Annotated in this window: 10 protein-coding genes; 5 read left to right on the forward strand and 5 right to left on the reverse strand. The window is 64.5% G+C overall.

The annotated features are described in order from the left end of the window. Window positions 1-29: 29 nt before the first annotated feature. Both B7E02_RS09840 and B7E02_RS09845 read left to right on the forward strand, forming a co-directional pair. Window positions 30-3689 carry an ABC transporter ATP-binding protein gene (locus tag B7E02_RS09840; RefSeq protein ID WP_080795551.1) on the forward strand — a complete coding sequence of 1220 codons (3660 nt, stop codon included), beginning with the start codon at window positions 30-32 and terminating at the stop codon, window positions 3687-3689. Window positions 3690-3842: 153 nt separating this feature from the next. After that, complete coding sequence (locus B7E02_RS09845; protein ID WP_080795553.1) at window positions 3843-7520, forward strand: multifunctional oxoglutarate decarboxylase/oxoglutarate dehydrogenase thiamine pyrophosphate-binding subunit/dihydrolipoyllysine-residue succinyltransferase subunit; 3678 nt, start codon at window positions 3843-3845, stop codon at window positions 7518-7520. A gap of 116 nt (window positions 7521-7636) precedes the next feature. On the opposite strand, the gene B7E02_RS09850 is transcribed toward B7E02_RS09845, so the two are convergent. The 3 genes from B7E02_RS09850 to B7E02_RS09860 form a co-directional block, all read right to left on the reverse strand. Beyond that, the gene (locus B7E02_RS09850) at window positions 7637-8188 is read right to left on the reverse strand and encodes an excalibur calcium-binding domain-containing protein (RefSeq protein WP_080796888.1); all 552 of its coding nucleotides are present in this window, start codon (window positions 8186-8188) and stop codon (window positions 7637-7639) included. 96 nt (window positions 8189-8284) lie between these two features. Further along, window positions 8285-8947 carry a type 2 periplasmic-binding domain-containing protein gene (locus B7E02_RS09855; RefSeq protein ID WP_143336727.1) on the reverse strand — a complete coding sequence of 221 codons (663 nt, stop codon included), beginning with the start codon at window positions 8945-8947 and terminating at the stop codon, window positions 8285-8287. Window positions 8948-8996: 49 nt separating this feature from the next. Beyond that, window positions 8997-9512 (reverse strand): YflT domain-containing protein, encoded by a 516-nt coding sequence (locus B7E02_RS09860; RefSeq protein WP_080795563.1) that lies wholly within the window; start codon window positions 9510-9512, stop codon window positions 8997-8999. A gap of 132 nt (window positions 9513-9644) precedes the next feature. On the opposite strand from B7E02_RS09860, the gene B7E02_RS09865 reads away from it, so the two are divergent. Genes B7E02_RS09865 through B7E02_RS09875 form a run of 3 tightly spaced genes read left to right on the forward strand, consistent with a single transcriptional unit; the run spans window position 9645 to window position 12633 of the window. Then, window positions 9645-10940: a magnesium transporter MgtE N-terminal domain-containing protein gene (locus tag B7E02_RS09865; protein ID WP_080795565.1), complete on the forward strand. Its 1296-nt coding sequence runs from the start codon at window positions 9645-9647 to the stop codon at window positions 10938-10940. After that, entirely contained in the window at window positions 10933-11466 is a 534-nt protein-coding gene (locus B7E02_RS09870) for a DUF1003 domain-containing protein (RefSeq protein ID WP_080795569.1), read from the forward strand. The genes B7E02_RS09865 and B7E02_RS09870 overlap by 8 nt, the downstream gene beginning before the upstream one ends. A 36-nt stretch (window positions 11467-11502) precedes the next feature. Next, the gene (locus tag B7E02_RS09875; RefSeq protein ID WP_080795571.1) at window positions 11503-12633 is read left to right on the forward strand and encodes an Mrp/NBP35 family ATP-binding protein; all 1131 of its coding nucleotides are present in this window, start codon (window positions 11503-11505) and stop codon (window positions 12631-12633) included. Here the strand turns inward: B7E02_RS09875 and tatB are convergent. Together tatB and B7E02_RS09885 are read right to left on the reverse strand one after the other, a co-directional pair. Continuing rightward, window positions 12630-13109 carry a Sec-independent protein translocase subunit TatB gene (gene tatB / locus B7E02_RS09880; protein WP_080795573.1) on the reverse strand — a complete coding sequence of 160 codons (480 nt, stop codon included), beginning with the start codon at window positions 13107-13109 and terminating at the stop codon, window positions 12630-12632. The genes B7E02_RS09875 and tatB overlap by 4 nt on opposite strands. A gap of 33 nt (window positions 13110-13142) precedes the next feature. Beyond that, a complete protein-coding gene (locus tag B7E02_RS09885) occupies window positions 13143-13643 on the reverse strand; it encodes an anti-sigma factor (protein WP_080795576.1) in 501 nt (166 codons plus the stop codon). Between the last annotated feature and the right edge of the window lie 119 nt (window positions 13644-13762).

Here is a 13762-nt window from a genome sequence, read left to right on the forward strand (position 1 = left end):
CCACCCCACCGAACAGGAAAGGCCCACCCTTGCCCCGACACTCACCCAACCGCCTTAGGCAACTGATCGGCGTCGCCTGGGAGCACCCCGGCCTCACCACCGTCACCGTGCTCGCCGCCATCGCCGCCACGCTTTTTGAACTCGCCCTCCCGCTCCTGACCGGCGGTGCCATCGACCTCGCTCTCGGGCAGGGCGGGCAGACCCTGACCACCTCCTTCATCGAAAGATTCCGCCCCGGCGCCATGAGTGTGCTCGGGGCCGTGATCGCGCTGATGATCCTGGTGGCGCTGGCCCGCTACCTCGCCCAGTTCGGGCGCAGGTACACCGCAGGCAGACTCAGCATCGGCGTGCAGCACACCATCCGGCTCAAGACCCTTGCCTCCCTGCAGCGTCTCGACGGCCCCGGTCAGGACGAGATCCGCACCGGGCAGGTGGTCAGCCGGTCGATCAGCGACATCAACCAGGTGCAGAGCATGCTGGCGATGGTGCCCATGATCATCGGCAACATCATCAAGCTGGTGCTCACCCTGGTGATCATGCTGATGATCTCCCCGCCGCTGACCGTCATCGCCATCATTCTGGTTCCGCTGCTGCTCGCCACCGTGGCCTATTCCAGGCGCGCACTCTTCGCCTCCACCTGGGCCGCCCAGCAAAAGGGCGCGGATCTGGCAAGCCACGTCGAGGAGACCGTAACCGGGATCCGCGTTGTCAAGGCCTTCGCCCAGGAGGAGCGGGAGGCAGATCGACTGGAGGGAACCGCCCGCGAGCTGTTCGCGCAGCGCATGCGCACCGCCCGGCTCAGCGCCCGTTTCCTGCCCATGGTGGAGCAGCTGCCGCAGATCGCACTGGTGATCAACATCGTCGGCGGTGGCTATCTCGCCATGACCGGGCAGATCACCGTGGGTACCTTTGTCGCCTTCTCCACCTACCTGACCAGCCTCTCCGCGGTCGCCCGTTCCCTGTCTGGCATGCTCATGCGCATTCAGCTGGCGCTGAGTTCGGTCGACCGCGTCTTCGAGGTGATCGACCTCGAACCCGAGCACCACGATCCCGCTGATCCCGCGGTGATCCCCGACCGGCCCCTGTCACTGAACTTCAGCGACGTCCGGTTCGGGGGCATCCTCAACGGCTTCGACCTGGAGGTCGGGGCGGGTGAGACCACCGTTGTCGTCGGGCCCACCGGCTCGGGAAAAACGATGGCGGTCCAGCTGGCCGGGGGTTTCTATCAGCCGGATGCGGGACAGATCAGCATCGGTGGCGTGCCCTACCCCGATACCAGTCTCGAGCGGGTGCGCGAGAACATCGTCTGTGTCTTTGATGATGCCTTCCTCTACTCCGCCTCCATACGCGACAACATCGCCATGGGCGCCGATGCCAGCGATGAGCAGATCAGGCACGCGGCCGAGATGGCGCAGGCCGATGAGTTCATCGGGAAGCTGGAGCACGGCTACGACGAGGTGGTCGGTGAACGCGGACTGACCCTCTCCGGGGGACAGCGCCAACGTATCGCGCTCGCCCGCGCATTCCTGGCCAGGCCGCGGGTGCTCGTCCTCGATGACGCGACCTCCGCCATCGACGCCGCCACCGAGGACGCCATCTTCCGGGCCCTGCGCGAGGAGCTGGCCGATGTCACCATCCTGATCATCGCCCACCGCCATTCCACCCTCGAGCTCGCTGACCGCATCGCCCTGGTAGAGCACGGCACCGTCACCGCCTACGACACCTTCACCGCGCTGCGGGAGAACCGGCGCTTCACCGAGCTGATGGCACTGAACTTCCGGACCGGCGAATCGCTGGCAACCGTGCCCGACCCCACGCCCGATCAGCTGTGGCCGGCCGTTGAGGCCGAGACGCACTATCACATCACCACCGGGCGCAGGTCCATGGCGGCCACACCCGAGCTACTCGAGCAGGTCGCGGCACTTCCGCCCGCCACCGAGGATCCGCGTGTGGATACCGCCCGGCTGAAGACCACCAGCGAGGAGTTCCGCCTAGGCGGCCTCTTCAGGCAGGTGCGGTGGCTGATCACAGCGGTGGTCGCACTTCTGGTCGTCGGTGTGGTGGCCGATCTCATCTTCCCCACCCTCATGCGCATGGCCATTGACAACGGTGTCCGCGAACGCGACACCGCCACACTGTGGATCATCGCCGCGGTCGGGGCTGTGGTGGTTCTCGTGTCCTGGTTGGCGGCGATCATCAACACCGTGATCACCGCGCGCACGGGAGAGCGTCTGCTGTTCGGCCTGCGACTGCGTTCCTTCGTCCATCTCCTGCGTCTGAGCATGGACTATTTCGAGCGCACGATGTCCGGGCGGATCATGACTCGCATGACCACCGACATTGACAACCTCAGTTCCTTCCTACAGACGGGTCTCGCCCAGACTGTGGTCAGCGTGGGCACCCTGACCGGTATCATCACCATGCTCGCCGTCACGGACCTGAGCCTGGCGGCCATCGCGATGGGCGTGGTTCCGCTGATCATCGTGCTGACCATCGTGTTCCGACGCGTCTCTTCACGGCTCTACACCCACAGCCGCGAACAGATCAGCCAGGTCAACGCGACCTTCCAGGAATCGGTCGCCGGCCTGCGCACGGCCCAGATGTTCCGCATGGAGGAGCGGGTGAACCGGACCTTCGCCGCCGAGGCCGAAACCTACCGCCGGTTGCGTGTGAACTCCCAGACCGCCGTGTCCATCTACTTCCCCGGCATCGGCGCGATCTCGGAGATCACGCAGGCGGCCATCCTCGGTGTCGGCGCCTGGCAGGTCACCCGCGGTGACATCTCCCCGGGCGTGCTCGTTGCCTTCGTGATGTACCTGGGCCTGCTCTTCGGTCCCATCCAGCAGCTCAGCCAGATCTTCGACAGCTACCAGCAGGCGGCGGTGGGTCTGCGCCGCATCACCGAACTGCTCTCGACCCGGCCCAGTGTCACCGACTCCGGCACCGACCCCGGGGCCCGCGAGGCAGCACGGGGCACCCTCATGCTTGACGACGCCCACTTCTCCTACCAGGACACCGAGATCCTCACGGGTGTCACGCTGTCGGTGGAACCGGCCACCACAGTGGCGGTCGTCGGCCCCACGGGGGCCGGGAAGTCCACCATTGTCAAACTCTTCGAACGACTCTACGACCCCACCCGGGGCGCGGTCCGTGCCTCGGGGAAGGACATCCGGGATTTCCCGGTGGCACAGTGGCGCCGCAGCATCGGCCATGTCCCCCAGGAGGCGCACCTGTTCAGCGGAAGCGTGGCGGAGAATATCGCCTACGGTCGGCCCGACGCCACGGCGGCCGAGATCGAATCCGCGGCGAGACGCGTCGGGGCCCTGGACGCCATCGCGGCCATCGCCGGTGGGTTCAACCACCGTGTCGGCGAGCGCGGACGCGGGCTGTCCTCGGGCCAGCGGCAGCTGATCGCCCTGGCCCGGGCGGAGCTCATCGAACCCGAGATCATGCTCCTGGACGAAGCCACCTCCACCCTCGACCCGGCCACCGAGGCCATCATCCTCAACGCATCCGAACGGGTCACCGCCGGACGGACCTCGATCATCGTGGCCCACCGTCTGGCCACCGCACAGCGCGCGGACCGCATCATCGTGGTGGAGGCGGGACGTATCATTGAGGACGGAAACCACGATGAACTTCTGGGTAGGGAGGGAACCTACTCCCGGATGTGGCATTTAGTTCGCTGACACGATATTTTTGTGAGAACTGTGAGCCAAAAAGTGCTACAACTGGGGTGCTAGGCATTGTGCCGACAACCACCGTTACAGTGGATCAATAAGCGGATCAAAAAGCGTCGCAATTAGTTGAAGACAAGCAAGGAAAAGAGGCGAGCACCTGCCGTGAGCAGCGCTAGTACTTTCGGCCAGAACGCGTGGCTGGTAGACGAGATGTTCCAGCAGTTCCAGAAGGACCCCGCGTCCGTGGACAAGGAATGGAGAGATCTCTTCGAGTCACAGGGGGAGCCTTCCGCCACCCCCGCTGCCACCCCGGAAGGGAAAAAGGCTCCGGCCGCAAAGCCCGCGGCGCAGGCAAGCAAGCCCCCCGTGCAAGCAAGCAAGCCCGCCGTGCAGGCAAGCAAGCCGGAGAAGCCCGCCCCTCGTGTGGAAAGCAAAAAGGTCAAGGAGTCTGCGCTGTCCAAGCAACAGGAATTGCCGCAGGCGGGAACAACCCCGCTCAAGGGCATCTTCAAGTCCATCGCGAAGAACATGGATCTCTCCCTCGAGATCCCCACCGCCACCTCGGTGCGCGACATGCCCGCCCGGCTCATGTTCGAGAACCGGGCCATGGTCAACGACCAGCTCAAGCGGACCCGCGGTGGAAAGATCTCCTTCACCCACATCATCGGCTATGCGGCGATCCAGGCCACGATCGCCCATCCGTCCATGAACAACTCCTACGAGGTTGCCAACGGCAAGCCCTCGCTGGTCGTCCCGGAGCACATCAACCTCGGCCTGGCTATCGACCTGCCGCAGAAGGATGGCTCACGTGCCCTCGTGGTCGCCGCCATCAACGAGACCGAGAGGATGAACTTCGCGGAGTTCATCGACGCCTACGAGGATATCGTCACCCGCTCCCGCAAGGGCAAGCTGACCATGGACGATTATCAGGGCGTGACCATCTCCCTGACCAACCCCGGTGGTATCGGCACCCGCCACTCCGTCCCGAGGCTGACCCAGGGTCAGGGCACCATCATCGGTGTCGGTTCCATGGACTACCCCGCCGAATTCCAGGGCGCCTCCGAGGACCGCCTCGCCGAACTCGGTGTGGGCAAGCTGGTCACCATCACCTCCACCTATGATCACCGCGTGATCCAGGGTGCGGAGTCCGGTGAGTTCCTGCGCACCATGTCCCAACTGCTTGTCGACGACAAGTTCTGGGACGACATCTTCGAGTGCATGAACGTGCCCTACACCCCGATCCGCTGGGCGCAGGATCTGCCCAACACCGGAGTGGACAAGAACACCCGCGTCATGCAGCTGATCGAGGCCTACCGTTCACGCGGCCATCTGATCGCGGACACCAACCCGCTGCAGTGGGTCCAGCCGGGCATGCCCGTCCCCGATCACCGCGATCTCGACATCGAGACCAACGGTCTGACCCTGTGGGACCTGGACCGCACCTTCCATGTCGGCGGTTTCGGTGGCAAGGAGACCATGACCCTGCGCGAGGTGCTGTCCCGGCTGCGCGCCGCCTACACCCTCAAGGTCGGCTCCGAGTACACCCACATCCTCGACCGCGATGAGCGCACCTGGCTGCAGGACCGCCTCGAGGCGGGCATGCCCAAGCCCACCCCCGCCGAGCAGAAGTACATCCTGCAGAAGCTCAATGCCGCCGAGGCCTTCGAGAACTTCCTGCAGACCAAGTACGTCGGCCAGAAGCGCTTCTCACTGGAGGGCGCGGAGTCGCTGATTCCACTGATGGATTCCGCGATCGACACCGCGGCGGGACAGGGCCTGGACGAGGTTGTCATCGGCATGCCGCACCGCGGTCGTCTGAACGTGCTGTTCAACATCGTGGGCAAGCCGCTGTCGACGATCTTCAACGAGTTCGAGGGACAAATGGAGCAGGGCCAGATCGGCGGCTCCGGCGATGTCAAGTACCACCTCGGATCCTCGGGCACCCACCTGCAGATGTTCGGCGACGGGGAGATCAAGGTCACCCTGACCGCGAACCCCTCCCACCTCGAGGCCGTCAACCCGGTCATGGAGGGCATCGTCCGCGCAAAGCAGGACCTCCTGGACAAGGGCCAGGACGGCTTCACCGTCGTCCCGCTGCTGCTCCACGGTGACGCGGCATTCGCGGGCCTGGGCATCGTCCCGGAGACCATCAACCTGGCCAAGCTGCGCGGATACGACGTCGGCGGCACGATCCACATCGTGGTCAACAACCAGATCGGCTTCACCACCACGCCGGACTCCAGTCGTTCCATGCACTACGCGACCGATTACGCCAAGGCCTTCGGTTGCCCGGTCTTCCACGTCAACGGTGATGACCCCGAGGCCGTGGTCTGGGTCGGCCAGCTGGCCACCGAATACCGTCGTCGCTTCGGCAAGGATGTCTTCATCGACCTGGTCTGCTTCCGCCGCCGCGGACACAACGAGGCCGATGATCCCTCGATGACCCAGCCGAAGATGTACGAGATCATCAACAAGAAGGAGGGCGTGCGCGCGCAGTACACCGAGGACCTCCTCGGACGCGGCGACCTCTCCAGCAATGACGCCGAGGCCGTCGTCCGCGACTTCCACGATCAGATGGAGTCGGTGTTCAACGAGGTCAAGGAGGCCAGCAAGAAGAACGCCGAGGTTCAGGCGGGAATCACCGGCTCCCAGGAGCTGACCCGCGACCTGGACACCAACATCTCCCGCGAGGAACTCCTCGAGCTCGGCCAGGCCTTCGCCAAGGTGCCCGAGGGCTTCGAGTACCACCAGCGCGTCGCACCGGTGGCCAAGAAGCGCGCCTCCTCCGTCAGGGAGGGCGGCATTGACTGGGGCTGGGGCGAGCTCATCGCCTTCGGCTCACTGGCCAACGAGGGCAAGCTCGTCCGCCTGGCCGGCGAGGACACCCGTCGCGGAACATTCACCCAGCGGCACGCCGTTGCCATCGACCCCAGGACCTCGGAGGAATACAATCCTCTCAATGATCTTGCGCAGTCCCATGGCGAGGGCAAGTTCCTGGTGTATAACTCCGCGCTCACCGAGTATGCGGGAATGGGCTTCGAGTACGGCTACTCCGTGGGCAACCCGGACGCCGTCGTGGCCTGGGAGGCACAGTTCGGCGACTTCGCCAATGGTGCCCAGACCATCATCGATGAGTACGTCTCCTCCGGCGAGGCCAAGTGGGGCCAGCTCTCCTCCGTGATCCTGCTGCTCCCCCACGGCTACGAGGGCCAGGGCCCGGACCACTCCTCGGGACGCATCGAGCGCTTCCTGCAGATGTGCGCCGAGGGTTCGATGACCATCGCTCAGCCGTCCACCCCGGCGAACTATTTCCATCTGCTGCGTCGTCAGGGCCTCGGCAAGATGAAGCGTCCGCTGATCGTCTTCACCCCGAAGTCGATGCTGCGCAACAAGGCCGCCGCCTCCGCCCCCGAGGACTTCACCGAGGTCAGGCGCTTCCAGTCGGTCATCAACGACCCCTCGGTCACCGATGCCGACAAGGTCAGGAAGATCATGCTCGTCTCCGGCAAGCTCTACTATGATCTGGCCAAGCGCAAGGAGAAGGATGGTCGCGATGACGTCGCCATCGTCCGTGTGGAGATGCTCCACCCGATCCCCTTCAACCGACTGAAGAACACCTTCGACGGCTACCCGGACGCCGAGGAGATCCTCTTCGTCCAGGATGAGCCTGCGAACCAGGGTGCGTGGCCGTTCTACAACGAGCACCTGCGCAATCTGATCCCGGACATGCTGCCCATGCGCCGGATCTCCCGCCGCTCGCAGTCCTCCACCGCCACCGGTGTCTCCAAGGTTCACGCCGTCGAGGAGAAGAGGCTTATCGACGAGGCATTCGAGGCCTAAACGCCACTGCGTCGCCCGCAGGCGGATGTGCGGGCAACGACTAACCCACCGGTCTCCCACGTGCACGTGGGAGACCGGTGGGTTTTTGTGACAGTGGGTTTCAGGGGCCCGGGTTCCTAGGGGCGACGCTCACAACCGATGCCATCACCGTCGCGGTCGAGGTGGCGTGCATAGCCCGGCTCCCCGCTGCGGATCGGACGGCCGATCGCGTTCCACACAGCCGTGCAGTTCTTGTAGGAGGCCGCGGAGGGTGCGGGTGCGGGTGCGGGTGCCGGAGCAGGTGCCGGCGCAGGTGCGGGTGCGGGTGCCGGTGCGGGTGCGGGTGCCGGAGCAGGTGCGGGTGCGGGTGCCGGAGCAGGTGCGGGTGCCGGCGGGTTCGGAATGATGCCCGGCAGGGGGTTCGGGATGATCCGCTGCTGGACGGCCCAGTTGACCCCGCCCGCGATCAGACCGCCGACGGCGATCACGGCGGCCACACCGATGATGATGGCGGTGGTGTCATCCCCATCCTCCGAACTGCCCGAGGATGACAGCTCGTCGCTGGATCCCGAGGATGACAAGACGTCGCTGGATCCCGAGGACAGGCTCTCCGTGGAGGCGTGTGCGGGAGCGACCGAGCCCAGCGTCAGCGCGAGGGCGATTCCGATTGATACAAGTGATTTACGCATAACGAATACCATGGCACATCCTGGCAAAAGCGTAGGTATCAACTAGCAGTAAGCACATTTTACTATCCTTCGGATACCCCTGTCGGCCAACTCCAGCTAGAGCCCCTTGCCCGCCAGGTATCCGGCGACCACACCGGCCCCCTCCCGGTACTCGCCCATCAGCATTTGCAGATCGGCGGTGTTGATGGTTCCACCGACCACGTTGAGAATTGAGCGCTCCTCCCGGTTCAGTGCGGGTTTGCGGTAGATCGGGACAATGTTCTGCGGAAGTGCGTTGGAGCCCTCGCAGGCGACTGCGTTGGAGGGGTCGGTCGCCGCCAGATGCCCGGGCAGTGACGCCACGAGCGCATCGTAGACCTCCTCCCGCCATTCCCCCGAGTTTGGGTCGATTGTCCCCTCGGCGAGGTACTCGCGCTCCAGTTCAGCTGCTCGCGAGGGGTTGAAGTGCTCAAGCAGCTCGCCCGCGCATCCGATGGTCAGATCGGCCTGTCCCTCATCGAGTGCACGGAATCGGGACTCGGGGTCCTCGTCCACGAGCTGCACGATCGTCGTGCGCCCACTGGAACGCAGAGCCAGCTGGTAGAGCTTGCCCAGAACCAGATTCTCGGTGGATCCGCGTGGGACGGAGACGTAGATATTCTCCACGCTCTCCGCAGGTGCCACCGATTCGGGTTCGAACTGCGCGCTGCAGCCGGATACCGCGAGGGCAATCGTCGTCAGTGCAGCGGTGAGCATTATTCCGCGCCGAGAAACCTTCATGTCGGTCACTTTAGCGGAAGCGGCGGCCGACAAGCCCGCGCGGGCACGGCTACTCCGGTGTCCGCTGGCCCATCTCACTGCGGGCGATGAGGTCGCGCGCCTCCCGTGCGCGGTCGGCGGTGCACAGCACATCATAGCGGCCGGCGACGATCTGCGTGCTCGAGGTGAAATCGCGACGTCCCCTGGATGCCGCGTAGGGAATCGCCGTGGTGATGATCCCGAAAACTACGCCCATGGTCACACCCACGAGGAGTGCGGCACCCCAGGATTCATAGAAGAAACTCATCAGCAGACCGAAGAACAGGCCCAGCCACGCACCGGAAGCGGCTCCGCCGGCTATCACACGGCCCCACGTCAACCTGCCGGTGACCTTCTCCACCTCCATGAGGTCAACCCCCACGATCGTGAGTTCGGAGACAGGAAACTCCCTGTCGCTGAGCATGTCCACCGCCGACTGCGCCTCTGCGTAGGACTGGAAGCTGCCCACCGGCCACCCTTCCGGACGTGTCTTGGTATTACGGTTGAGATTGCGTTCCGGACCTGCTGCACGCGATGGCGTCGTCATGTCAAAAGTGCCCCTTCTTCGGTTTGGCTCGATTTTAATCCCCTGTACACCAATTCAACGTTTGAATCAGTGGGAAGGTTCCTCCGCACCGGCGACCTCGCGTGTCCACCCCACGCGTTAAGATTGGCAGCCATGAGTGGAATCTCTCGCGTCTACGCGGGCCGGCTATCCGGAATGGTGGTGCGCGGCCCCGACACCGATGTCATCGGCCGGGTTCGTGATGTGGTGGTGCAGATACGCCCCGCCGGTCATGATTCCCGCGCGCTGGGTCTGGTCGTGGAACTGGTCAACAACAAAAGACGCATCTTTCTACCCATGCTGAGGATCGCGGCGATTGAGCCCCGCGAGATCACGCTGATCTCCGGCTCCGTGTCGCTGCGCGCCTTCCGCACGCGCGCCGGCGAGCTGACGGTGATGAACGACCTCATCGGTTCCAAGGTCCAGACCGATGATCCGGACTTCGATCACCTCCATGGCCGACCGGTCGAGATCGCCGACATCGAGCTCGAGCGGACCCGGTCCCGGGACTGGGTGCTGTCCAGGGTCGCCGTGTTCGGGCAACGCCCGAAATTCGGCCGCCGGCCGGTGCTGCACACGGTGCCCTGGTCACATATCCACGGCGTGACCGCCGCCGGTGTCGGTGAGTCCGACCGCACGGCCGAGCTCATCGCCGGTTTTGAGGACATGCGGCCCGCGGACGTCGCAAAGATGCTGTACGGTCTTCCGACTCAGCAGCGCAACGAGGTCACCGTCGAGCTCGACGATGAGAAACTCGCCGACATCCTCCAGGAGCTCTCCGAGGAACGGCAGGCGGAGCTGATCGAAACCCTCGACATAGAGCGCGCCGCCGATGTGCTGGAGGAGATGGACCCCGACGATGCCGCGGACCTTCTCGGCGAGCTACCCGAGGCCAAGGCCGACGTCCTGCTGGAGCTGATGGATCCCGAGGAATCCGCCCCGGTGCGCCGGCTGATGAGTTTCAGCCCCGACACCGTCGGTGCCCTGATGACCCCGGAGCCGCTGATCATCGATCCGCAGACCACCGTGGCGGAGGCGCTGGCCATGGCCCGCAATCCCGATCTGCCGACATCGCTCGCCTCGCTGATCTTCGTCGTGCGCCCACCGACCGCCACCCCGACGGGTAAGTACCTGGGATGCGTGCACCTGCAGAAGCTTCTGCGCGAGCCGCCGTCCTCACTGGTGGGGGGTATTCTCGATCCCGATCTACCGCCGCTCTACGCCGATGATGATCAGGAGACGGCCGCACGGTTCTTCGCCACCTACAACCTCGTCTGCGGTCCGGTCCTCGACGGAAACGGTCATCTCCTCGGTGCGGTGGCCGTGGATGATCTCCTGGACCACCTCCTGCCGGAGAACTGGCGGGAAACCGGGGTACGCACCGTAAAGAAGGAGGTAAAGAATGGCTGATTACAACCGCAACGATCTGGACACCCCGGTCAGCCGGACACCCAAGTGGTTCAGATACGACGCCGACTCGGTGGGAGCCTTCGCGGAGGGCATCGCGCGTTTCTTCGGCACCGGTCAGTACCTGATGTGGCAGACCGTGCTGGTGGTCATCTGGATTCTGCTCAATGTCGGAGGCTTCGCCTGGAACTGGGATCCCTACCCCTTCATCCTGCTCAACCTGGCCTTTTCCACCCAGGCCGCCTATGCGGCGCCACTGATCCTGCTGGCGCAGAACCGCCAGGAGGACCGCGACCGCGTCACCCTCACCGAGGATCGCCGCCGCTCCGAGCAGACCAAGGCCGACACGGAGTTCCTCGCCAGGGAGCTGGCGAGTGTGCGTCTGTCCGTCGGTGAGACCGTCACCCGCGACTATCTGCGCCATGAGCTCGAGGATCTGCGCAGCCTGCTCGAGCGCATCGAAGCCAAGCTTGACGACGCCTCCGCCGCCCGCCTGACCGACCCCACCCAGGGCGACGTGGCCACATAACGGCGTCCGGCTGCGCCGGACTACTATCTTTAGGTGATGTCTCAAGTAACCGAATCCGCTGTCCGCAGCGCGCTGTCCCGCGTAGAGGATCCAGAGATCGGTAAGCCCATCACAGAGCTCGGCATGGTCAAGTCAGTGGCCGTTGACGGCTCCGATGTTCAGGTGGAGATCTACCTGACCATCGCGGCTTGCCCGATGAAAACCACCATCGTCACCAACGCCGAGGCCGCGGTCAGGGACGTCCCCGGCGTGGGTGCGGTCCGCGTGGACACCGACGTGATGAGCGATCAGCAGCGCCGCGATCTGCGGGTGAGCCTGCGCGGAGAAACCTCCGAGCCGGTGATCCCCTTCGCCCAGCCCGGCTCGACCACCCGTGTCTATGCGGTGGCCTCGGGAAAGGGCGGCGTGGGCAAGTCCTCCATGACCGTCAACCTGGCGGCCGCGCTGGCTGCGCGTGGGCTTTCCGTTGGTATTCTCGACGCCGACATCTACGGCCATTCCGTGCCCGCGATGCTGGGTTCCGACGCCCGTCCGCACCAGGTCGACGATATGATCATGCCACCGCAGGCGCACGGCGTGAAGATGATCTCGATTGCCCACTTCGTCGAGGGAAACGCCCCGGTCGTCTGGCGCGGCCCCATGCTCCACCGGGCCATCCAGCAGTTCCTCACCGATGTCTTCTGGGGTGACCTGGACGTGCTGCTCCTCGACCTCCCCCCGGGCACCGGCGATATAGCCATTACCGTCGCCCAGCTGATCCCCAACGCCGAACTGCTCATAGTCACCACTCCCCAGGTCGCCGCGGCGGATGTCGCCGAGCGCGCCGGCACCATCAGTCTGCAGACCAATCAGAAGGTCGCCGGTGTCATTGAGAACATGAGCGCCATGGTCATGCCCGACGGTTCCACGATGGAGGTGTTCGGATCGGGCGGTGGCGAGAAGGTCGCCCGGCGAATCAGCGCGCTGACCGGCGAGGAGGTGTCCGTCCTGGGCTCGGTGCCCCTGGATCCAAATCTGCGCATCGGTGGCGACCTGGGAAATCCCATCGCGATCTCAGAGCCGGACTCCCCCACCGCACGCTCCATCCGTGAGATTGCCGATACCCTCGCCGTGCGCAAGGTCTCCATGGTGGGCAAACCACTGGGACTCGGGGTGACCAGAAACTAGAGGATGTCGGTCCAGGCTGCTTTGGCACCACCGGAGTAGTCGGGGCCATCCTTCCTCGGTGCGTCCTGCTTCCCAGGGGCTGACTGCGTGGTGGGGCGCTCGACCACGGTGGCGTCGTCAAGCTTGTTCTTCGGGCTGTCGCGGTGGGCCTCCCCCGCGGTGTCACCGGCCATTATCTTCTTTGGATCGAAGGAATCGAGAAACTCATTGTCGCCGTCGAACAGCGCCTTGGAGATAGCGGTGCGCGGACTCATCCGCTGTATCTGGGCGATCTGCGAAATCGGTTTGCGGATCTCATCGAACTCCTCGCCGAAGTCATTGTCCAGCTGCTGTTTCGCGTTGGTGATCGCGGTGCGCGCCGCGAGTATGGTGGCACGGAGGTCCTCTATCAGACGCGGAAGGCGTTCGGGGCCGATGATGACGAGGCCGACGACGAAAAGCAGGAGAATCTCTCCCCAGCCGACGTTAGAGAACATAGGTGACGGACCTTCACTGTGTTAAGGAATATGTCAGCGGCCCTGGGTGCGACGAACCGCACGGACCACGGATTCAACCTTAGCCACAAAAGAATCCGGGCGCTGCATCGCCAGCTCATCGGCGCCGGGACCCGGGGCGCAGTCATTGGCGATACCAGCGAGTTTGGCCATCAGATCCTTCGGCGCGGAGACCTCCTCTGACAAGCACTCTGCGCGCAGGTACTCGGAGGTGTCGCGCTGCCTGCTGATCTCCTCGCGGCACTCACCACAGTGCACGAGATGTATTCGCGCGCGGTGCATGGCACCCCTGCTGAGTTCATTGTCCACAAAACCGGCGACGGCATCCGAGGACAAATGCTCGACGGAGGCGAAATCCGTGGTCTTCTTCCGTGCCCTGTCGCGGACCGAACCACCGAGAGCCTTCACTTTCCGGATTCGCCCGGTGTCGGGCTTCTTTCCGGTCTCTTCGGCGGTGTCCCGATCCTGTTCCCGGAGGCGGGAATGGAGATCACCGGCGGACTCTGAATTAAACATCGTTTCCGACAACCTCCTGTTGCTTCAGCCGTCTCAAGTTACCTATCAGTAATAACGGGTGACGGAACCCAAAGGTTCCCGGGGCCGAGAATACCCCCGGGTAAACTCCCCGGGGGCAG

This window comes from Corynebacterium pacaense (assembly GCF_900169525.1).
Taxonomy (GTDB): Bacteria; Actinomycetota; Actinomycetes; order Mycobacteriales; family Mycobacteriaceae; genus Corynebacterium; species Corynebacterium pacaense.